The organism is Kitasatospora sp. NPDC059812, from assembly GCF_042732075.1.
Classification (GTDB): Bacteria; Actinomycetota; Actinomycetes; order Streptomycetales; family Streptomycetaceae; genus Kitasatospora.
On sequence record NZ_JBHWIO010000093.1, the window covers coordinates 15697 to 35006 of the forward strand.

The following is a 19310-nucleotide window of genomic DNA, read 5'->3' on the forward strand; positions in this document are numbered from 1 at the left end:
TTCTGGGGGCGGCGGGCGGGGGGCCCCCCCCCCCGCCCCCGCCCCCCCCCAGGGGGGCCGCGGCTCAGGCGGCGGTCAGGCGGGCGGTCCTGCGGTGTTCCGTCATGCCGGAGACCAGCTGGTCGCGGATGCGGGCGGGGACCTGGGGGGCGAAGCGGGCCAGGTAGTGGGCCAGGTGGGCCTCGTCGTCGACGAGGAAGGGCAGGTCGAAGACGAGGAGCTTGCGCACCGCCAGCAGCGGCACGGGCGCGCGCAGCGGCCGGAAGGAGCCGTTCCACAGGCCCCCCTCCTCGCAGACGGGGTGGAACTGGCCGATCATCAGGCCCTGTTCGACGAACTCGTCCTTGGCCTTGCGCTGCGCCTCGTCCAGCGCGGTGGAGTCGGCCCGGTCCAGGCCCGGCAGTACCAGCAGGACGGTCAGCAGCTCCCGGTCCGACTCCTCCGTCAGGTCGGCCAGCAGCCGCTCGTACCAGGCGCGCAGCTCGCCGACGAGTGCGGGCAGGTCGCCGCCCGCGCGGGTGTCGGCGACGGCGATGTGGAACAGGCCGCGGCGCAGCGAGGGCTGGGTGTAGGGGCAGACGGGGCCGCTGCGCCCGAGGTCGGGGTGGGCGGTGGTGAGGAAGCGCCGGCTCCAGGCGAGGATCTCGGCGGCTTCGGGGTGGTGGTCGGCGGCGCCGGCGTCGATCTGCTCGGCGGAGTAGACGCGCAGCGCGGTGTCGCTGTGCAGGGCGGTGCCGCTGCGCAGTGCGGTGTCGCTGTGCAGTGCGGTGTCGCTGCGCAGTGCGGTGTCGCTGTGCAGTGCGGTGTCGATGTCGAGGGTGTGGGTGGTCATCGGGGGCCCCGCCACACGGGGGTCAGGCGGGGGCCGCCGGCGGGCAGGGCGATGGCCTCGCCGAAGCGGGTGAAGCCGCCGGCGCCGCAGACCCGGGCGCCGCCGGGGGAGCTGGTCTCGGCGTAGGCGGCCTGGCCGTCGTGGTCGACGCGGGCCAGGAAGGCGCGCAGGAGGGCGGTGCCGGTGCCGGTGCGGCGGGCGTCGGGGTGGGCGCCGACGAACGCCAGGTAGTGGTGGGGGCGGTGGCGCGGGTGGCGGCGGGCCTGGAGGCGGGTGATGGCGGCCAGGCGGCGGGCGGATTCGGGGTGGGCGTCGGCGTCGACGGCCGCGTCCAGGGCGCGGGCGGCCGCCTGGTCCTGCTCCCCGGGGTGTTCCCACACGCCGGGGGGCAGGAAGAGCAGCGCGCCGACGGGGGCGTGGTCGTCGGGGTGCTGGGCGGTCAGGGCGCCGCCGTGGGCCAGGCACTGGTCGACGTGGACGCGGAAGAAGGCGGGCAGGATGCGGGCGCGGTGGGCGTCGTCGGGGAAGGCCCAGCGGGTGAGCGGGTCGTCGTGGAAGGCGGCGGCGAGCACCCGGGCGAGGGCGGGGGCCTCCTCGGGTCGGGCGGGGCGGACCGCGGGGGCCGCGAGGGCGGCGCCCGGCGGGACGGTGGCGGTGGTCAACGGACACTCCTCGGCAGACAGGCGGCGGGACAGCAGGGCGGTCGTACGGGGGGTGCACTCGTACAGCGGGGCGACGGGCGGGTCAGGGCCGGGCGGTGGCGAGCGAGGTCAGGCGCGCGTGCAGGGCCGGCAGGTGGTCCTCCGCCTCGGGCTTGATCAGGACGCTGCGCAGCACCGAGGCCCCCTCGGCGTCCGCCGCCGCTGCCGGGTGGCGGCGGGTGAAGTCGGCGGCGTCCACCCGCAGCAGGCTCAGGTAGAGCGGGTCCTGCTCGTCGGCCATGCCCTGGCGCAGCACGTGCCGGCTGGCGGCGTCGACGGCGGACATCGGTGTCCCGCCGGGGGTGGGGTGGTAGGTGACGATGTCCAGTTGCGGGCGCTGGTGGAGGGTCAGGTGCGGGCTGTCCTCGATCAGGTCCGCCCAGGCCAGGGCCGCGCGCCGCCCGCCGGCCAGGACGGCGCCCAGGCCCTGGGGGGTGAGCGGCAGCAGTTGCAGGGTCAGCCACAGGGCGGCGGCCGCGGCGCCGGCGCGCGAGCATTCCAGGCTGATCTCGCCCAGGTGCAGTTCGGCGTCGGTGAAGTAGGTGTAGGGGGAGTCGTGGGCGAAGTGGCGGCCGATGTCGGGGTCGGCGAACAGCACCGCGCCGCAGCCGTAGGGCTGCAGGCCGTGCTTGTGCGGGTCGACGGTGACGGAGTCGCAGCCGGCGATGGCCCGCCACGGCGCCGGGTCCAGGTGCAGGGCGGCGGCCTGGGTGTCGTCGGTGGCCAGCAGGGCGAAGAACCCGCCGTAGGCGGCGTCCACGTGCACCCGCACCCCGTGGCGGCGGGCCAGTGCCAGCACCTCGTGCACCGGGTCGACGGCGCCGAGCCCGGTGGTGCCGGCGGTGACGACCACCGTGCCGACGCGGCCGGTGGCGAGCAGGTCGGCCAGCGCGTCGACGTCCATGCGCCCGTCCGCGTCGGCGGCCACCGCGTGGCCCTCGACGCCCAGGACGTGGCACATGCGGCTGTGCGTGTAGTGGGACTGCGCGCTGTAGGCGACGCCGCGCCCGGGGTGGCTCTGGCGGGCCACGTACAGGGCTTCCAGGTTGGCGATGGTGCCGCTGCTGGTGAGGTGGCCGACGTGGCGGGGCAGGCCGAACATGGCGGCCAGCTGGGCGACGCACTCGCGTTCCATGTCGTTGGTGGCGGGCCCGCCCTCGTAGGCGTGGTTGTTGGGGTTGAAGCGCATCGCCGTCAGGTAGCCGACGACGGCGGCCGGGTGCGGCGGCTTGACCATCTGCCCGGCGTAACGGGGGTGGAAGAACGGATAGTTGTGCTCCAGGCGCTTGGCGAAGCGCTCGAACGCGGCGGCGAAGTCCGCGTCGTCCACCTGGTGCGAGGGGTGCGGGCTGTACGGCCCGAACCGCTCTCCCCACTGCTCGGCGACCTCGGCCGCCCTCGGCAGCCAGTACCGCAGGTCCACGCTCCGGCCCTTCCCTTCGAGGGATCCTCCAGTGTTCTGCGAGCCACGGTGACTGCCCGCCGCAAGCGGCCCGCAACACCCGCAGCTCATCGCGCGCCCCGCCCGCAACCCGCCCCGCGCGCTCCACCGGGCCTCAGCCGGACCCCAACCGGGCGCAAGGATCCGCTGCTGCAATCACCCCCGGAACCCGCCCCCGCCCCACCCGCCGGGGCCGCACGGGCACACCGCCACACCGGGCCGGCAGCAGGAGGACGCGCGATGGTGACCAGACGCAGGATGATCGGCGCCGCCCTGGCGACCGGGGGAGGGGTCCTGCTCATGCGCACCACCCTGCGCCCGGCCGCCTCCGTGGAGACCGCCGCCGCCGCGGCCGCCCACACCCACCCGGGCGCCACCGCCCCCGCCGCCGAGGCCGACCCGGGTCCCGACGCCGGCCCCGCCCTGGCACCGAAGTTCACCGCCGCGATGCCCCTGCCCCCGGTGCTCGCCCCCGTCTCCACCGACGGCGGCGCCGACACCTACGCCGTCACCATGCTCAAGTCCTACGCCCGCATCCTGCCCGGGCACCGCACCGACGTCCTCACCTACAACGGCGCCTTCCCCGGCCCTGTCATCCGCGCCCGCTCCGGACGCCCGGTCGTGGTGCGCCAGACCAACCTGCTGGACGACCCCGTCTCCGTCCACCTGCACGGCGCCCGCGTCCCCGTCGCCTCCGACGGCGGCCCCATGAACCTCCTGGACACCGGCGCCACCCGCACCTACACCTACCCCAACGACCAGCCCCACGCGAGCCTGTGGTTCCACGACCACGCCCACCACCTGGAGTCCGAGCACGTCTACCGGGGCCTGGCCGGCACCTACCTGATCACCGACGCCACCGAAGCCGCCCTGCCGCTGCCCGCCGGCCGCTACGACCTGCCCATCGCCCTGCGCGACGCCCGCTTCGACCCCCAGGGCCGCCTCGTCTACCGCATGGACGACCCCCTCAACCGCACCACCATCCTCGCCAACGGCCGCCCCTGGCCCAAGGTCGAGGTCGCCGCCCGCAAGTACCGGCTGCGCCTGCTCAACTCCTCCAACCTGCGCTTCTTCTCCCTGCGCCTGGCCGACGGCGGCCCCCTCACCCAGATCGGCTCCGACGGCGGCCTGCTGGAACGCCCCCACGTCACCGACACCGTCGACCTCTCCCCCGGGGAGCGCGCCGACGTCGTCGTCGACTTCTCCCGCTACCCGGTCGGCTCCAGCATCGTCCTCACCAACTCCATGCCCCCCGGCCCCGCCGAACACGTCGGCCAGGTCCTGCGCTTCGACATCACCCGCGCCGCCGACGACCCCAGCCGCGTCCCCGCCCAGCTGCGCACCCTGCCCGCCCTGGGCGCGGCGGCCCGCGAGCGCACCGTCGTCCTGGAGTACCAGGAGAAGCCCGGCGCCGCCCCGCTGGGACTGATCGACGGCAAGGTGTACGACCCGGCGCGGGTGGACGCCTCGGTGGCGTTCGGCACCTCGGAGATCTGGACGGTCGTCAACGCCAACAAGGACGTCCCGCACAACTTCCACCTGCACCTGGTGCAGTTCCGGGTGCTGGCGCGCAACGGCGCCGCGCCCGGCCCGGCGGAGTCCGGGCTGAAGGACACCGTGCGCCTGCTGCCGGGGGAGAGCGTGCGCCTGCAGGCCCTCTTCGACTCCTACCGCGGCCGCTACCCCTACCACTGCCACCTGCTGGACCACTCCGCGATGGGCATGATGGCGCAGCTGGAGATCACCTGACCACCTTCTGTCTGCCCCCCGCCGGGCCGCCCGCCCCCCCGCAGGCGGCCCGGGGGCCCGGCTGTCAGCCGGCGTGGATGCCCTGGCCCGGCGCCAGGATCCCCGCCGGATCCCACCGCCGCTTGGCCCGCTCCACCCGCTCCCACAGACCGCCGTAGTGGCGCCGCCAGTCCGCCCCCGTCATCCCCGGCACCGCCCCGATCAGGTAGCGCTTGCCGCCCAGCTCCACCGCCCGGTCGTACAGCCGCCGGTTGCGCTCCAGCATCGCCGCCGTGTCCGCCCCCGGCGCCGGGAACGCCAGCAGGTCGAAGTGCCAGCCCACCGGCTCCTGCGGCAGCACCGCCAGCGGCGCCCCCACCCGCGCCCGCGCGTACGGGTAGAACAGCAGCAGCCCCGCCCCCAGGTCCTCCGCCGTCAGCAGCGCGGTCGCCTCCCGCATGAACACCCCCACCGTCGAGGCGGGCAGGAACAGGCTCAGCCACGGCTTCGGCAGCCCCCAGAACCCGGCCGCCCGCAGGTACCCCGCGAACGCGTCCACCCGGAACGCGTACTCGCGCCAGCTCTGCTCCACCACCGTCGTCTCGCCCGCCACCCCGTGCAGCCCCGCCAGCAGCGCCTCCCGGTCCACCGCCCGCCCGGCGTCCCCGTAGGCCACCAGCTCCGCCGTGTAGCGCCACCGCTGCCCGTCCGCGCTGCGCACCACGTTGCCGACCTGGAGGTCGAAGCGGCCCTGGGCCAGCACCTTCTCCTGGTCCGCGCGGTAGAGGTCCGCGTCGTCGTAGGCCAGGGTGAACACGGTGGCGCGCTCGCGCGCCGGCACCAGGGCGAGCGTGGCCCGCACGATGATCCCCACCTGCCCGCCGCCGGCCAGCACCGCCTCGAACAGCTCCCGGTTGTGCTCGCGCGAGGCCGTCACCAGCTCGCCGGTACCGGTCACCACGTCCAGCGACCGCACGGTGTCCGCCTGCAGCCCGTGGCGCTGCACCGCCCCGCCGATGCCGCCCACGCTCAGCGTCCCGCCCACCGACAGGTGCAGGTAGTCCGTCAGGCACGGCGGCATCCAGCCCGCCGCCAGCGCCGCGTCCGTCAGCTGCGCCCAGGTGGCGCCCGCCTCCACCACGGCCCGCCCGGGTTCGACGGAGAGGATCCGCGACAGCCCGCGCGCGTCGATCGCGATGCCGCCGCGGGGGTTGGCCTGGCCGTAGCTGGAGTGCGACTCCAGCCCGCTGTCGCCGGCCGCCGCCTGGTCGCCGCTCTGCCCGTTGACCGCCACCGGGATGCGGTGGCGGCGGGCGAAGGCCACCACCTTCTGGACGTCGCGCACCGAGGCCGGGCGCAGCACCGCGCGGGGCGAGGCGGTGACCAGGTGCCCGAAGTCGGAGGAGAACCGTTCCACGTCGGCACCCCGCAGGGCCACCGTGCCGTCCAGGGCGGGCAGTTGATCCACGTTCTCGCCCGGCTCGGCGGCCCAGGCGCGGGCGGCGGTGTTCCAGCCGACGACGGCGGCGCCGGCGCCGGCGATCAGTGCGCGGCGGGACAGACCTGAACTGCTCATATCAGCGTTTCTCCGATCAGTCGTCAAATAGGGATTGTTGTACCGCAACCACCCCGCGACCACCTACCTCCCCGCACGCCCCTCCTGCTCCAGCCCCGCCAGCGCGGCCGCGATGTACTCCGGCATCCGCATCTGGTAGGCCGGGGCGCCGGCGGGGATGTGCGCGCAGGCGGCCCGCGCCTCCTCCAGCAACGCCCGCCGCGCCTGGGGCAGATGGGCCACCCGCGGCGAGTCGGCCGCCGTCCACAGCACGTAGGCGAGCTTGTAGGCGTACACGGGCGGGCTGACCGGGAACAGCGCCCGGTACACCCACAGCCCCTCCGGGGCGTCCAGGACCCACTCGTTGTGGCTCAGCAGCCGCACCCGCGCCTTGAGCACCAGGTCCCTGTGCGCCGTGTCCCTGTGCGCCGCGTCCTTGTGCACCGTCATCCTCGCGTCCCCCTTCGTCCGTTCACTGTTCACCGCCCACCGCCTGCGGCGCCGTACGGCCCGTGCGCAGCACGGCGCGCGCCCCGGCCGCCCTGGACAGGGGGCCGGCGCGTGGCCGAAGGAGTGGATGCGGACGAGTCTGCGGGCTGCGCCCGCCGCCCGGCAAGGTGTGATCCGGGTGCTCTGCGTCCTACCGAAACCCCCCGCTGAACTGGCACAATGGGGCTCGGTACACGCCGGGATCCCCGGCCGCGAGGCCCCTGCCGTGCGGGGCTAGCCTGGTCGCATGTTCGTACTTGAGCTGACGTACACCGCCCCGCTGGAGCGCATCGACGCCGCCCTGCCGCAGCACGTCGAGTGGCTGCGCGGGCACTACGAGGCCGGCACCTTCCTCGCCTCGGGCCGCAAGGTGCCGCGCGAGGGCGGGGTGATCATCGCGCTGGGCGAGGACCGCGCCGCGGTCGAGGAGCTGACCCGCACCGACCCCTTCGCCCGCGAGGGCCTGGTCGCCTACACGGTGACCGAGTTCCTCGCCACCACCACCGCCCCCGCCCTGGACGCCTACCGCCAGCAGCTGCCCGCCTGAACCCCGGCCCCTGAACCCCGGCCCCTGAACTCCGGCCCCGCTGTGCCCCGCCCCGCCTCGCGGTTCGGGGCACGGTCGCGTTCTGGCTACGATCGGTGGCACGGGGCAAGGACGCGTACGGGAAGTTGGCGGGAGAAGACGGATGGCACACGCACGGGCCGGGCAGTTGGCACAGCCGGATGACCTGGTGGATGTGGCGCGGCTGGTGACGGCGTACTACGCGCTGAACCCGGACCCTCAGGAGGTCGGCCAGCGGGTGGCGTTCGGCACCTCGGGCCACCGCGGGTCCTCGCTGGACGCCGCGTTCAACGAGGACCACATCGCCGCGACCACGCAGGCGATCTGCGAGTACCGGGCCCAACAGGGCATCGCAGGACCGCTGTTCCTGGGCGCCGACACGCACGCGCTCTCGGAGCCGGCGAAGGTGACGGCGGTGGAGGTGCTGGCCGCCAACGGCGTGCAGGTACTGCTGGACGCGGCCGACGGCTACACCCCCACGCCCGCGGTCTCGCACGCGATCCTGGCCCACAACCGGCGCAGCCCCCGGGCGCTGGCGGACGGCATCGTGGTCACCCCCTCGCACAACCCGCCGCGCGACGGCGGCTTCAAGTACAACCCGCCCAGCGGCGGCCCGGCCGGCTCGCAGGCCACCGGCTGGATCCAGGACCGCGCCAACGAGCTGATCCGCGAGGGCCTGCGCGGCGTCAAGCGCGTCCCGTACGCGCGGGCGCTGGCGGCGGCGACCACCGGGCGCCACGACTACCTGGGCACCTACGTCGATGACCTGCCCGCCGTCCTCGACCTGGACGCGGTGCGCGCGGCCGGGCTGCGCATCGGCGCGGACCCGCTGGGCGGGGCGTCGGTGGCGTACTGGGCGCGCATCGCCGAGACGCACCGCCTGGACCTGACGGTGGTCAACCCGGTCACCGACCCGACCTGGCGGTTCATGACGCTGGACTGGGACGGCAAGATCCGCATGGACTGCTCCTCGCCGTCCGCGATGGCCTCCCTGATCGGGCGCCGAGACGAGTACGCCATCGCCACCGGCAACGACGCGGACGCCGACCGGCACGGCATCGTCACCCCCGACGGCGGCCTGATGAACCCCAACCACTACCTGGCGGTGGCCGTCGACTACCTGTACCGCCACCGCGCGGACTGGCCCGCCGACGCCGCGGTCGGCAAGACGCTGGTGTCCTCCTCGATGCTGGACCGGGTCGCCGCCGACCTCAAGCGCGAACTGGTCGAGGTGCCGGTGGGCTTCAAGTGGTTCGTCGACGGGCTCGCGGAGGGCTCGATCGCCTTCGGCGGCGAGGAGTCGGCCGGCGCCTCGTTCCTGCGCCGCGACGGCGGGGTGTGGACCACCGACAAGGACGGCATCCTGCTGGCCCTGCTGGCCTCCGAGATCACCGCCGTCACCGGCGCCACCCCCAGCGCCTACTACCGGGAGCTGACCGAGCGCCACGGCGCCCCCGCCTACGCCCGGGTGGACGCCCCGGCCGACCGCGAGCAGAAGGCGCGCCTGGCCCGGCTCTCCCCGCAGCAGGTCACCGCGGGCGAGCTGGCCGGCGAGGCGGTGACCGCGGTGCTGGCCGAGGCGCCCGGCAACGGCGCGCCGATCGGCGGCATCAAGGTGTGCACCGACAACGCCTGGTTCGCGGCCCGCCCCTCGGGCACCGAGGACGTCTACAAGATCTACGCCGAGTCCTTCCTCGGCACCGGCCACCTGGCCCGGGTGCAGGAGGAGGCCCGCGCCCTGGTCGGCGAGGTCCTCGGCGCCTGATCCCCGCGCCCGCGGGTGCCCCGGACCGGTTCCCCGGCCCGGGGCACCCGCGTTTTCGGGGCCCCTCGCCGTCACGGCGCTGTCCCGCGCGCCCCTTAGCTCCGTCGCTTCGCCGCCCCTTAGCCCTTTCGCCTCGTGCTCAGCCGAGCGGGCCCTGCTCGGTGAAGCGCCGCAGCGACCGGGCGAACGCCTCGGCCTCCCCGGGCGGCCAGGAGGCGAGCGCCTCCTCGATGCCGTCGGCCAGGCGCCCGCGCATCACCGCCACGGTGCGCTCGCCCGCGCCGGTCAGGGTCAGCAGGGTGGCGCGCTGATCGTGCGGATCGGCCTCGCGGCGCAGCAGCCCGGCCTCCTCCAGACGGGTGGCCCGGCGGCTGACCCCGGAGCGGTCCAGGCCGATCTCGGCGGCCAGGTCGGCGGCGCTGCACGCCCCGGTGCGGGCCAGGCCGGAGAGCACGGGGTAGGTGACCTCGTCCACCGCCTCGCCCAGGCCCTCGGTCAGGCGCCGGTAGAGCGCGGCGCGGGCGGGGCGGCGCAGCAGGACGGCCAGGGCCTGGGCGACGGCGTCCCCGAGGCCGGGGGCAATTTCAGGGGCGGGGTCGGGGGCGGGGATTTCGGGGGAGTGGTCCACCCCCCGATCATAGCGTGCGCGGCGCACGCGTTCCTGGGGTACGCTCACCCCATGAAGCGTGCGCCACGCACGCATTGTCGGATTCCGAGAAGGGAACCCCCATGCCCGCCACCGCCCCCCGCACCACCATCGCCGCCGCCCTCGACGACCTGCTCTTCGCCCCCGGCCTCGACCTGGAGACCGCCGTCGAGCGCCACTTCACCCCCGACTACCGCCAGCGCACCGACGGCCGCTGGGACGACCGCGCCGCCTTCACCGACCACATCCGCCACCTGCGCGCCGTGGTCGCCTCCGGCCGCGTCCAGGTCCACGAGGAACTCCACGACGGCGACCGCACCGCCACCCGGCACACCGTCGACGTCCTCAAGACCGACGGCACCCGGGTCTCCATGGAGGTCTACCTCTTCGGCCGGTACGCCCCCTGCGGACGCCTGCGCCGCATCGAGGAGACCACCCTCCTGCTCGCCGGAGCCGAGGCCGACCGCAACCTCGGCTCCGCCCGCTGAGACCCCCGCCCGCTGAGGGCCCCCGCCTGTTCGAGGATCAGGACCGCGACGGTGCCGGCGCCGGCACCGTCGCCACCTCCTCCTCCGCCGCCGCCGGCGCACCCGCCCGCGCGTCCCGCGTGGTCGCCGCCGCCGTCACCGCCGCCACCAGCGCCAGCCCCGCCGCCGCGAACGGGAACCACCGCCCGCCCAGCACCGCGATCGCCGCACTGCCCGCCACGCCCCCGGCCGCCGTCCCCAGGTACAGCGCACTGCTGTTCAGCGAGATCAGCAGCGGCGCGTTCCCCGGATCGATCGACGCCAGCCGGTGCGGCAGCGCCACCGACACCGCCCACCCCGCCAGCGGCACCACCGCCGCGTACACCAGCGCCCCCGGCATGCTGCGCCCCAGCCACGGCAGCGCGGCGAACGCGCCCGCCGCCACCGTCGAGCCGGTCAGCAGCACCCGCCGCACCCCGACCCGGTCCACCAGGCGCCCGCCCAGCCAGCTGCCCGCCACCGACATCACGCCCGCCGTCAGCAGCACCAGGCTCAGCCGGTCCGCGTCGCCCCCGGTCGCCCCCGAGACGGCGGTGGCCAGGTAGATGTAGACGCACTGGAAGGCCAGGAAGAACGCCAGCGTGGTGGCCGCCGCCCCCAGCACCCGTCGCTGCCCCAGCGGGGCCAGGCGCGCCCGCAGCCCCGGCGCCGCCACCGGCGCCGGCAGGTCGCGCAGCAGCAGCGCCAGCCCCGCCAGCGCCGCCACGCCCAGCGCGGTGACCAGCCACATCGTCATCCGCCAGTCGCCGCGCCCCACCCAGGTGCCCAGCGGCACGCCCAGCGCGGTGGCCACCGTCATCCCGCCCAGCACGGTGGCCAGCGCCCGTCCGCGCCGCTCGGGGGCGACCAGGGTGGTGGCCACCGCGTTGGCGGTCGGCGTGTACAGCGCGGCCCCGGCGGCCGCCAGGACCCGGGTGGCCAGCAGCAGGCCGTAGTTCGGGGCGAGCGCGCTGAGCGCGTTGGCCGCGCTGAACACCACGAGCGCGGTCAGCAGCAGCCGCCGGCGCGGCCAGCGGGCGGTGAGCGCGGCCAGCGCCGGGGCCAGCAGCGCGTAGCCGAGCGCGAAGACGGTGACCAGCTGGCCCGCGGCCGGCACGGACACCCCCAGGTCGGCGGCGATCGGGCCGAGGATGCCGGCGACGACCATCGAGTCGGTGCCCATGGCGAAGGTGCCGAGAGCGAGCAGGAGCAGGCGTACGGGCATGGAAAAGCCCCCCGATTGTTTGACGATAGGGCAACAGTTTGACGCTCGTCAAACACTAGGGGATTGGTGGATGATCTGAACTCTTGGGCGCAGATCGCCTGCTTTGCCTGGGGGTTGGCCCATCCTTGGCGCGAAGCTGCGCGGGTCGCTGCGTTGTCGGTGGCGTGCACTACGTTGATCACAGTGGTTGGAAGGGTGGTGTTCCCGTGCTGTCCGGCCGCAGGTATCGGCTTGAACTCACCTCAGATCAGGCGGTGTTGTGTGAGACGTTCGGCAACATCTGCCGGTCGGTGTGGAACATCGCTCTGGAGCAGCGCCGGGAGTATCGGCGGCGCGAGGCGTGGATGAACTACGTGCCGCAGGCCGCTGAGCTTGCGGAGGCGAAGCGGGAGTTTCCGTGGCTGGCGGTCGCGCCGTCGCATGTGTTGCAGCAGACACTTCGGGATCTGGACCGGGCGTGCCGGGAGCACGGGACGTTCGGGGTGCGGTGGCGCTCGGTGCGGCGCTGGTCGCCGTCGTTCCGCTTCCCGGCCGGGAACCTGATCACGGTGGAGCGGATGGGCCGCAGGTGGGGCCGCGCCAGACTGCCCAAGCTCGGGTGGGTGCGGTTTCGCTGGTCGCGTCCGCTGGGTGGCGGGATCCGGTCGGCGACGGTCACCCGGCAGGGGCGGCACTGGTTCGTCTCGTTCCTGGTTGAGGACGGCAAAGCAACACCCGAGGCGCACGTGATGCCGTCCACGGCGGTCGGGATCGACCGCGGCGTGAAGATCGCCGCCACCACCAGCGACGGCACGTTCCACGACCGGCGGTTCGCCACGGCGGGCGAGACAGCGAGGCTGCGCCGGCTGCGGCAGAAGCAGGCCCGGCAGAAGAAGGGCAGTACTCGCCGCGAGCAGACGATCGCGGCGATCAACCGGATCACCGGCCGGGTCCGAAACCGCCGCGCGGACTTCTGTGCCTGGACGGCGAACCGGATCACCGGCCAGGCCGCGCTGGTCGTCCTCGAAGACCTCCGGATCAAGAACATGTCCGCTTCGGCGGCCGGGACCGTCGAACACCCCGGGCGCAATGTCCGGGCCAAGGCCGGGCTCAACCGGGCCATCCTGGACAAGGGATGGAACATGCTGGAACTGGCCCTTCGCAACGCCGCCCGGTACACCGGGACGGACGTCGTACTGGTCGACCCCGCGTACACCTCCCAGACGTGCAACGTGTGCAGGCGCGTGGACCCGAAGAACCGCAAGAGCCAAGCGGTCTTCGAGTGCACCGCTTGCGGACACACCGACCACGCCGACGTGAATGCGGCGAAGAACATCAAGGCCGCCGGGCAGGCGGTCTCAGGGCGTGGAGACCTCGGGGTCACCCGGTCGGTGAAGCGCCAACCACCGGCCGACCGCACCCACGTGGGGCGAAGCCCCCGCGCGGCACGCGCGGCCGGAGTCCCCGTCCTTCAGGGCGGGGAGGAAGCCAATGTCAAACCAACGCCGACCCGACGAGGACCACGTGCCATGACCGAAGACGAGCGGCTTCCCCAGCCCACCACCGCCGACATCGACCTCGTCACGGTCCTGCACGCCCTCGGCGACCCCGTCCGGATGACCCTGCTGCTCAGCTACGCCGACGGCGCCGAACACTCCTGCGCCCCCCGCGACCTGGGCCTGGAGCACCTCCACAAGTCGACCGTCTCCCACCACATGCGCGTCCTGCGCGAGGCCGGCGTCACCACCACCCGCGTCGCCGGGCGCAACCGCTTCGTCAGCCTGCGCCGCACCGACCTCGACACCCGCTTCCCCGGCCTGCTCGACGCCCTCCTCACCGGTGCGCCCGCTGCCCCCGCAGCTCCCGCCGCGCCCGCTGGGCCCGCCGTCTCCGGCTGAGGCCTGCGCCCCGGGGCCTATGCCCGCGGTCGTACCCGCCGCCCGGCGCTCCTGCGCCGGCCCGACGCGCCCGCAGGGCCCGACCCGCCACCGTGGGCCCATGACCACCCCGCACACCGTGACCACCCCGTACGCCGCTGCCGCCCCGCACACCGCGGCCGCCCCGCAGTTCGGCCGCCGCAGCGCCCTGGCCGCCTTGGCCGCCACCGCCCTGCTCGCCGCCGCGGGCACCGCCCCCGCCCGCGCGGCCGCCCGCGCCGCCGCCCCGCCCTCACCCCCGGGCCGGCCCCCGCGCCTGATGCTGCCCGCCCCCACCGGGCCCCACCCCGTCGGCACCACCACCCTGCACCTGGTCGACCCCGCCCGCCCCGACCGCTGGGCCCCCACCCCGCGCCCGCGCGAGCTGCGCACCCGCCTCTGGTACCCCGCCGCCCGCGTCGCCGGCCACCCCCGCGCCCCCTGGATGAGCCCCGCCGAGACCGCCCACCTGGAGACCGCCTACTTCCAGGTCCCCGCCGCCGGCCTGGACTGGCCCACCACCCACGCCCACGCCGACGCCCCCGCCGAGACCTCGTGCCGCCACCCCGTCGTCCTCAACTCCCACGGCTCCGGCGGCGACTCCGCCTTCAACACCGCTCTCGCCGAGGAACTCGCCTCCCACGGCCACGTCGTCGCCGCCGTCGACCACACCTTCGACGCCGGCGAGATTGAATTCCCCGGCCACCGCCTGGAAGTACGCGACAAGGCCGCCGTCCAGGCCATGACCGACGCCGACATCGTCGCCTACCGCGCCGCCGACGTCCGCCTCGTCCTCGACCGCCTCACCGACCTCGCCGCCGGCGCCGACCCCGACGCCGACCACCGCCCCCTGCCCGCCGGCCTCGCCCAGGCCCTCGACCCGGACGCCGTCGCCATGTTCGGCCACTCCATGGGCGGCGCCACCACCGCCCAGGCCCTCCACGACGACCCCCGCATCCGCGCCGGAGCCGTCCTCGACGGCCCCCTCTTCGGCACCTGCGCCACCGCCGACCAGCCGCGCCCCCTGCTGCTCATGGCCTCCACCTGGGCCAGCCCCGCCCGCGACGCCATGTGGGACACCCTGTGGCCCCACCTGACGGGCTGGCGCCGCCGGCTCACCCTCACCCGCTCCGGCCACCTGTCCTACACCGACCTCCAACTCCTCGTCCCCCAGGGGCAGGACGTGATCGCCTGGCCCGCCGACCAACTGGAGCACTTCCTCGGCACCGGCGACCCGCTGCGCGCCGTCACCGCCCAACGCGCCTACCTCACCGCCTACTTCCAGCTCCACCTGCGCCGCCGCCCCACCACCCTCTTCGACGCCCCCTCCCCGCACTACCCCGAGATCACCCTCGACGCCTGAACCGGCCTGAACCCGCCTGAACCCGCCTGAACCGGCCTGAACCGGCCAGGACCCACCGCCCGCGGGGTGCCGGGGCGGTGGGTCCTGGAGTGGGAAGTCGGCCTGTCCGACTTCTCGCGGCGGCGCCGTGCCGGGGCGTCCGTCGGCAGGAGATCGGCAGGGGATCAGTAGGGGATCGGGCGGTTCTCGCGGGCCCACAGCTGTTCGGCCTCGCTCTGGGGCGGGGGCGGGGAGATCCCGTCCATCATCCACAGGTCCCGGGGCGTCTCGTCGATGTGGAACTCGCAGTACAGGCCGCGCCCGGTGGTGTGGGGCGCGAGGAGGGCGGCGAGGGCCTCCCGGGTGCGCTTGCGCAGGTCGGGGTCCTCGGTGTGCCGGGCGATGTGCTCGACCACGATCCGCACCGCGTCGTGCGCGGGCTGGTCGCCCACGTGGAAGGAGTCGGCGCCGATCTCGTGGAAGAGCGTCATCACGTAGAACTTCGGCAGTCCGAAGCGGGTGTAGAACCCGGTGATGTCGGCGGCGAGCTGTTGCTTCTGCCCGGGGGTGTAGGTGCCGGGAGGGTGGTAGACGTGCCACAGCGGCATGGGTGTTCTCCTCGGTGTCGGCCGGCGGTGGCCGGCGGGTTTCGGCGGTTTCGGCGGGGTGCGGGTCAGCGGCGGATGGGGATGGTGAGGCCCTCCACCGGGCCGGGGAGCGCGGACTTGAGCGCCCGGGTGAGGTCGTCGACGAGGACTTCGCGATCGCCGCGCTCGACGCCGTCCAGGACGATGCGGGCCACCTCGGCGGCCGGGATCTTGTCGACGGGCAGGGCCGCCACCATCTCGGTGTCCGCGAAGCCCAGGTGCACGCCGACGACCTGGGTGTGCTGGGCGGCGAGCTCCAGGCGCAGGGAGTTGGTCAGGGACCACAGGGCGGCCTTGGAGGCGCCGTAGGCGCCGGCGCCCGCGCCCCAGGACAGCGCGGAGTGGATGTCGACCAGCGCCCCGCCGCCACGGGCCGCCAGCACCGGCGCGAAGGCCCGGGCGATGCGCAGCGGGCCCAGGACGTTGGTGTCGAAGGTCTCCTGGACCTGCCGCAGGTCGGCGGTGAGCAGCGCTCCCGGGTACAGGACGCCGGCGTTGTTGAAGACGACGTCGACGTCCTGGACGCGCTCGGCCAGGGCGGCCACCGAGGCGTCGTCGGTGACGTCCAGGGCGAGGACCTCCACCCGTGCGTCCTCGCTGGGCACGGGGGTGCGGGCGGTGGCGTAGACCTTCTTCGCGCCGCGCGCCAGCAGTTCCCCGACGAACGCCCGGCCGAGGCCGCGCAGGCCTCCGGTGACCAGGGCGGTGGAGCCGTCGATCACGGTCATGTGCGTGTTCCTCGCTCTCGGAAGGCGGTGCCCGCAGCCGGGGCACCGCAACGTTTAGATTATTACCATCATCTAAACTGGATGGGGAAGCCCGGATGGGAAAGTAGGACCACCACCACCGCAGGACGAGGAAAGGAACGCAGGCATGCCCCGCGTGTCACGGGCCGAGGCCGAACGCCACCGCCAGGAGGTGATCGACCACACCGCCAGACTGATCCGGGAGCAGGGCTCCGACCAGGTCAGCGTCCCCCAGGCGATGGCCGCCGCAGGCCTGACGCACGGCGGCTTCTACCGGCACTTCGCCTCCAAGGACGACCTCGTCGCCCAAGCCCTCACAGCCGCCTTCACCGAACGCCGCGAAGCCATGGACCGCCTCGCCGACTACCCCACCCCCGGCACGCCCGCTCCCCAACACCCCACCCCCCGAGCCGAGTTCCTCGCCCGCTACCTCTCCACCCTCCACCGCGACAACCCCGGCCAGGGCTGCGCCGCCGCAGCCCTGGCCGCCGACGCGGCCCGCGCCGAACCCGGCTCCCCGCTGCGCAGCGCCTTCACCGCCGGACTGCGCGACCTGGCCGACGGCTTCCAGCACCTGCCCGACGCCGCCGAACGCGAGAGCGCCCTCGCCGACCTGTCCACCATGGTCGGCGCGCTCCTCCTGGCCCGTGCCAGCGAGGACCCCGCCCTGTCCGACGAACTCCTCGCCGCCGCCCACCACCGCCTGGCCGCCCCCACCGGCATGGCCCCGACTGCGTCGTCTGCGTAGGCTCCGCGACCGGACCGGGGGCGGCGGTCGTCCGGTGGCGTAGCACCCCTGCTTTCTGCGCGCCGGTCGGCCCGTCTCGCGCGGCTGGCGGAGTGAGTGCTCCCGGGCCGTTTCCTCTCTTGCTCGCCGGGCCCGCGAGGGCGTCGGCGCCTCTGGCCTCTGGCCCGGCGCCATGGGGATGAAGCGTGGCCGAGCTGTGATGGCGGGGGAGAAGAGGTGGTCATTATCTGAATTCATCTGGAATATCCGATTTCATCGTGAGATATTCCGGAAGGCTCGATTGTGTCCGGCTGCTGTGGGATTAACTCTGGGTCGGAGGATGGTTGGCGGCGCGACTAAGAAGACATCTCATTTGGATGGCTGAGTAGGCTGCAGGCGTGACGATCGTGGAGCGTCTCGTCCCGGACGAGTTGTGGGAGTTGTTCCAGTTGGTGGTGCCGGAGGCGCCGACTCGGCCGCAGGGCGGTGGCCGGCGTCGGTACGGGGACCGGGAGGTGTTGGCGGCGATCGTGTTCGTGGCGACGTCGGGGTGCACGTGGGCTCAGCTGCCGCCTTGTTTCGGCCCGTCCGGGCCGACCGCTCACCGGCGCTTCGCCGAGTGGAGCAAGGCCAGGGTGTGGGCCAAGCTCCACCAGGTCGTTCTGGACGAGCTCAGTGCATGTGGCGAGTTGGACTGGTCAAGGTGTGCGGTCGACTCGGTGAACATGCGGGCCCTCAAAAAGGGAGCTGACGGGTCCGAATCCTGTTGACCGAGGCAAGTGCGGGTCGAAGATCCACCTGCTCACCGAACGCACCGGTTTGCCTCTGTCGCTCGCGATCTTTGGGGCCAGCGTCCACGACAGCCAGGCCCTGATCCCGCTCGTCGACGCCATCCTGCCGATCCACTCACGGCGCGGCCCGCGACGGCGCAGGCCCGGCAAACTGCTCGGCGACAAAGCCTACGGCCACCGCTTCATCCGCTCCTACCTCCGCCGCCGGCAGATCCCCGCCCGCATCGCCCGCCGCGGGATCGAGGCCTCCAACCGCCTCGGCCGACACCGCTGGGTGATCGAGCGCACCGTCGCCTGGCTCGGCGGCTTCCGCCGGCTCCACCGCCGCTACGAACGCAAGGCCGACCACTTCGCCGCCTTCGCCAGCATCGCCGCAGCCATCATCTGCCACCGCCGACTCTCCAAATGAGATGTCCTCTAAAGGCTTTGACGTGCAAGGACTCCAGTCGATAGCGTTCTCTTGATCATTTCTTTGCCGGCTCGGGGGCGCTGGTATATCTCCCCGGGCGCGTTCTTTGGGGAGTCCTTGTGAGTTCAGTGAAAAGACTGGCCTGGCCGCTCGGCGCGGCCTTGGCGATACCCCTGATGGCTGGTTCGATGCCGGCCGCGGCCGAGGCGCCAGAGGCCACGCCGCCGGTGGCAGTGGAGAACTTCTCCTACCCGGACGCCGCGAAAATCCTCGCGGACCGGAAGATCACCCTGAAGGCAGGGGACGGGCATATCCAGCTCGCTGACTGCGCCTCAGGTCCAGGTCTATTCCAACTACTCAGTCGATCTACTGCTCCCAGCCAGGTCTGCTTCACGATCACCGGAGCCGTCGGCTACCTGGCGATGGAGATCCCCAATGTCTACGACATTCGGGGCGATGCCCACACGGTCAAGGCCACGCTGAACACCGCAGGCAAGGTCACCACCTTCGACGTTCCCAAGAACAAGTGGACGGGGTTGGGAGAGGGCGCGTCCGCCGATACGACGACGCTGCTCGAACTCAACGTCACCGACGGACCAGGCGTGCCAACATCCACCGGCGAGTACCCGGCGGTTGGCACCGTGACAGTCGGGCAGCCAGGCCGCAGTGCGGTCTCGCGGTCCTGCACCGCCACTCTGGTCGACCGCTACTGGCTCCTCACCTCGGCCGGTTGCTTCGCCAGCGACCCGGCTGCCGTCGTTGTCGGAGCACCCACGGTCCCGAGCAGCGCCACCATCGGAGGTAAGCCGGTCGCCATTGCCCAGCTCGTTCCCCGTGGCGATCGCGACCTCGTCATGGCCCGTCTCGCCACTCCCGTGACGGACATTATGCCCGCTGCTCTCTCCGCCACCGCCCCGATGGTTGGAGAGGACCTGCGGGTAGCCGGGTACGGTCGCACCGCCACCGACTGGGTTCCCTCCAAGGCCCACACCACAACCCACGCCCTCGGGTCCGTCACCGCCATTAGTGTGGACACTGCGCCGACCGATGGCGGAGCTGCCGTCTGCCCGGGAGACGCTGGCGCGCCTCTGCTGCGTGTCAGGAACGGCGTCCCGGAGCTTGTCGGCGTCGCCTCCCGCTCCTGGCAGGGCGGCTGCCTGGGCGCCCCCGCCACCGAGACCCGTACTGGCGCCTCCTCCAGCCGGGTCGACGACCTCGCCGGCTGGGTCCAGCAGACCGTCTCCACGTGGGGCACCAAGGTCGACTACTCCTCCGCGGTCGTCAACTCCGTGTACAACCC

The 19310-nt window shown here is 73.8% G+C and carries 18 protein-coding genes; 9 read left to right on the forward strand and 9 right to left on the reverse strand.

The window, feature by feature from the left end; genetic code table 11:
• Positions 1 to 64: 64 nt before the first annotated feature.
• The 3 genes from ACFV6D_RS32475 to ACFV6D_RS32485 form a co-directional block, all read right to left on the reverse strand.
• Positions 65 to 832 carry a DUF6875 domain-containing protein gene (locus ACFV6D_RS32475; protein ID WP_380428586.1) on the reverse strand — a complete coding sequence of 256 codons (768 nt, stop codon included), beginning with the start codon at positions 830 to 832 and terminating at the stop codon, positions 65 to 67.
• On the reverse strand, positions 829 to 1494 hold the full coding sequence (locus tag ACFV6D_RS32480; RefSeq protein ID WP_380428584.1) for a GNAT family N-acetyltransferase: 666 nt from the start codon (positions 1492 to 1494) through the stop codon (positions 829 to 831). The genes ACFV6D_RS32475 and ACFV6D_RS32480 overlap by 4 nt, the downstream gene beginning before the upstream one ends.
• A gap of 82 nt (positions 1495 to 1576) precedes the next feature.
• Entirely contained in the window at positions 1577 to 2956 is a 1380-nt protein-coding gene (locus ACFV6D_RS32485; RefSeq protein WP_380428582.1) for a pyridoxal phosphate-dependent decarboxylase family protein, read from the reverse strand.
• 258 nt (positions 2957 to 3214) lie between these two features.
• Here ACFV6D_RS32485 and ACFV6D_RS32490 point away from each other — a divergent pair, with 258 nt between their 5' ends.
• Entirely contained in the window at positions 3215 to 4723 is a 1509-nt protein-coding gene (locus ACFV6D_RS32490) for a multicopper oxidase family protein (protein WP_380428580.1), read from the forward strand.
• 64 nt (positions 4724 to 4787) lie between these two features.
• Here ACFV6D_RS32490 and ACFV6D_RS32495 read toward each other — a convergent pair whose 3' ends face one another.
• Positions 4788 to 6278, reverse strand: a complete 1491-nt coding sequence (locus ACFV6D_RS32495) for an FAD-binding protein (protein ID WP_380375817.1) — start codon at positions 6276 to 6278, stop codon at positions 4788 to 4790.
• A gap of 63 nt (positions 6279 to 6341) precedes the next feature.
• Entirely contained in the window at positions 6342 to 6707 is a 366-nt protein-coding gene (locus ACFV6D_RS32500) for a hypothetical protein (protein ID WP_380428578.1), read from the reverse strand.
• A 286-nt stretch (positions 6708 to 6993) separates the two neighbouring features.
• Between ACFV6D_RS32500 and ACFV6D_RS32505 the strand changes: the two genes are divergently transcribed.
• The gene (locus tag ACFV6D_RS32505; protein WP_063352966.1) at positions 6994 to 7293 is read left to right on the forward strand and encodes a YciI family protein; all 300 of its coding nucleotides are present in this window, start codon (positions 6994 to 6996) and stop codon (positions 7291 to 7293) included.
• 142 nt (positions 7294 to 7435) lie between these two features.
• Entirely contained in the window at positions 7436 to 9076 is a 1641-nt protein-coding gene (pgm, locus tag ACFV6D_RS32510) for a phosphoglucomutase (alpha-D-glucose-1,6-bisphosphate-dependent) (protein WP_363377591.1), read from the forward strand.
• Positions 9077 to 9215: 139 nt separating this feature from the next.
• Here the strand turns inward: pgm and ACFV6D_RS32515 are convergent, their stop codons facing one another.
• Positions 9216 to 9659, reverse strand: a complete 444-nt coding sequence (locus tag ACFV6D_RS32515; protein ID WP_380562364.1) for a MarR family winged helix-turn-helix transcriptional regulator — start codon at positions 9657 to 9659, stop codon at positions 9216 to 9218.
• 146 nt (positions 9660 to 9805) lie between these two features.
• Here ACFV6D_RS32515 and ACFV6D_RS32520 point away from each other — a divergent pair, with 146 nt between their 5' ends.
• Positions 9806 to 10210, forward strand: coding sequence for a nuclear transport factor 2 family protein (locus tag ACFV6D_RS32520; protein ID WP_380562353.1), 405 nt, complete (start codon positions 9806 to 9808; stop codon positions 10208 to 10210).
• 37 nt (positions 10211 to 10247) lie between these two features.
• Here ACFV6D_RS32520 and ACFV6D_RS32525 read toward each other — a convergent pair whose 3' ends face one another.
• A complete protein-coding gene (locus tag ACFV6D_RS32525) occupies positions 10248 to 11453 on the reverse strand; it encodes an MFS transporter (RefSeq protein ID WP_380562355.1) in 1206 nt (401 codons plus the stop codon).
• A gap of 83 nt (positions 11454 to 11536) precedes the next feature.
• Here ACFV6D_RS32525 and ACFV6D_RS32530 point away from each other — a divergent pair, with 83 nt between their 5' ends.
• On the forward strand, positions 11537 to 13330 hold the full coding sequence (locus ACFV6D_RS32530) for an RNA-guided endonuclease TnpB family protein (protein ID WP_380562357.1): 1794 nt from the start codon (positions 11537 to 11539) through the stop codon (positions 13328 to 13330).
• A gap of 100 nt (positions 13331 to 13430) precedes the next feature.
• A complete protein-coding gene (locus ACFV6D_RS32535; RefSeq protein ID WP_380562359.1) occupies positions 13431 to 14711 on the forward strand; it encodes an alpha/beta hydrolase family protein in 1281 nt (426 codons plus the stop codon).
• A 164-nt stretch (positions 14712 to 14875) separates the two neighbouring features.
• Here the strand turns inward: ACFV6D_RS32535 and ACFV6D_RS32540 are convergent, their stop codons facing one another.
• Together ACFV6D_RS32540 and ACFV6D_RS32545 are read right to left on the reverse strand one after the other, a co-directional pair.
• Positions 14876 to 15298, reverse strand: coding sequence for a tautomerase family protein (locus ACFV6D_RS32540; protein WP_063352960.1), 423 nt, complete (start codon positions 15296 to 15298; stop codon positions 14876 to 14878).
• A gap of 65 nt (positions 15299 to 15363) precedes the next feature.
• On the reverse strand, positions 15364 to 16065 hold the full coding sequence (locus ACFV6D_RS32545; RefSeq protein ID WP_380339191.1) for an SDR family oxidoreductase: 702 nt from the start codon (positions 16063 to 16065) through the stop codon (positions 15364 to 15366).
• A 145-nt stretch (positions 16066 to 16210) separates the two neighbouring features.
• Here ACFV6D_RS32545 and ACFV6D_RS32550 point away from each other — a divergent pair, with 145 nt between their 5' ends.
• The 3 genes from ACFV6D_RS32550 to ACFV6D_RS32560 all read left to right on the forward strand — a co-directional run.
• Entirely contained in the window at positions 16211 to 16831 is a 621-nt protein-coding gene (locus tag ACFV6D_RS32550) for a TetR/AcrR family transcriptional regulator (protein WP_380562361.1), read from the forward strand.
• Between the two features lie 383 nt (positions 16832 to 17214).
• Positions 17215 to 18010 (forward strand): IS5 family transposase gene (locus ACFV6D_RS32555; RefSeq protein ID WP_380562366.1). Its coding sequence is split into 2 segments (ribosomal slippage): positions 17215 to 17547 and positions 17549 to 18010, totalling 795 coding nucleotides; the frame shifts between segments, so codons are not numbered across the junction.
• Between the two features lie 119 nt (positions 18011 to 18129).
• Positions 18130 to 19310: S1 family peptidase (locus ACFV6D_RS32560; protein ID WP_380562362.1), on the forward strand; the 1181-nt coding region annotated here is incomplete at its 3' end.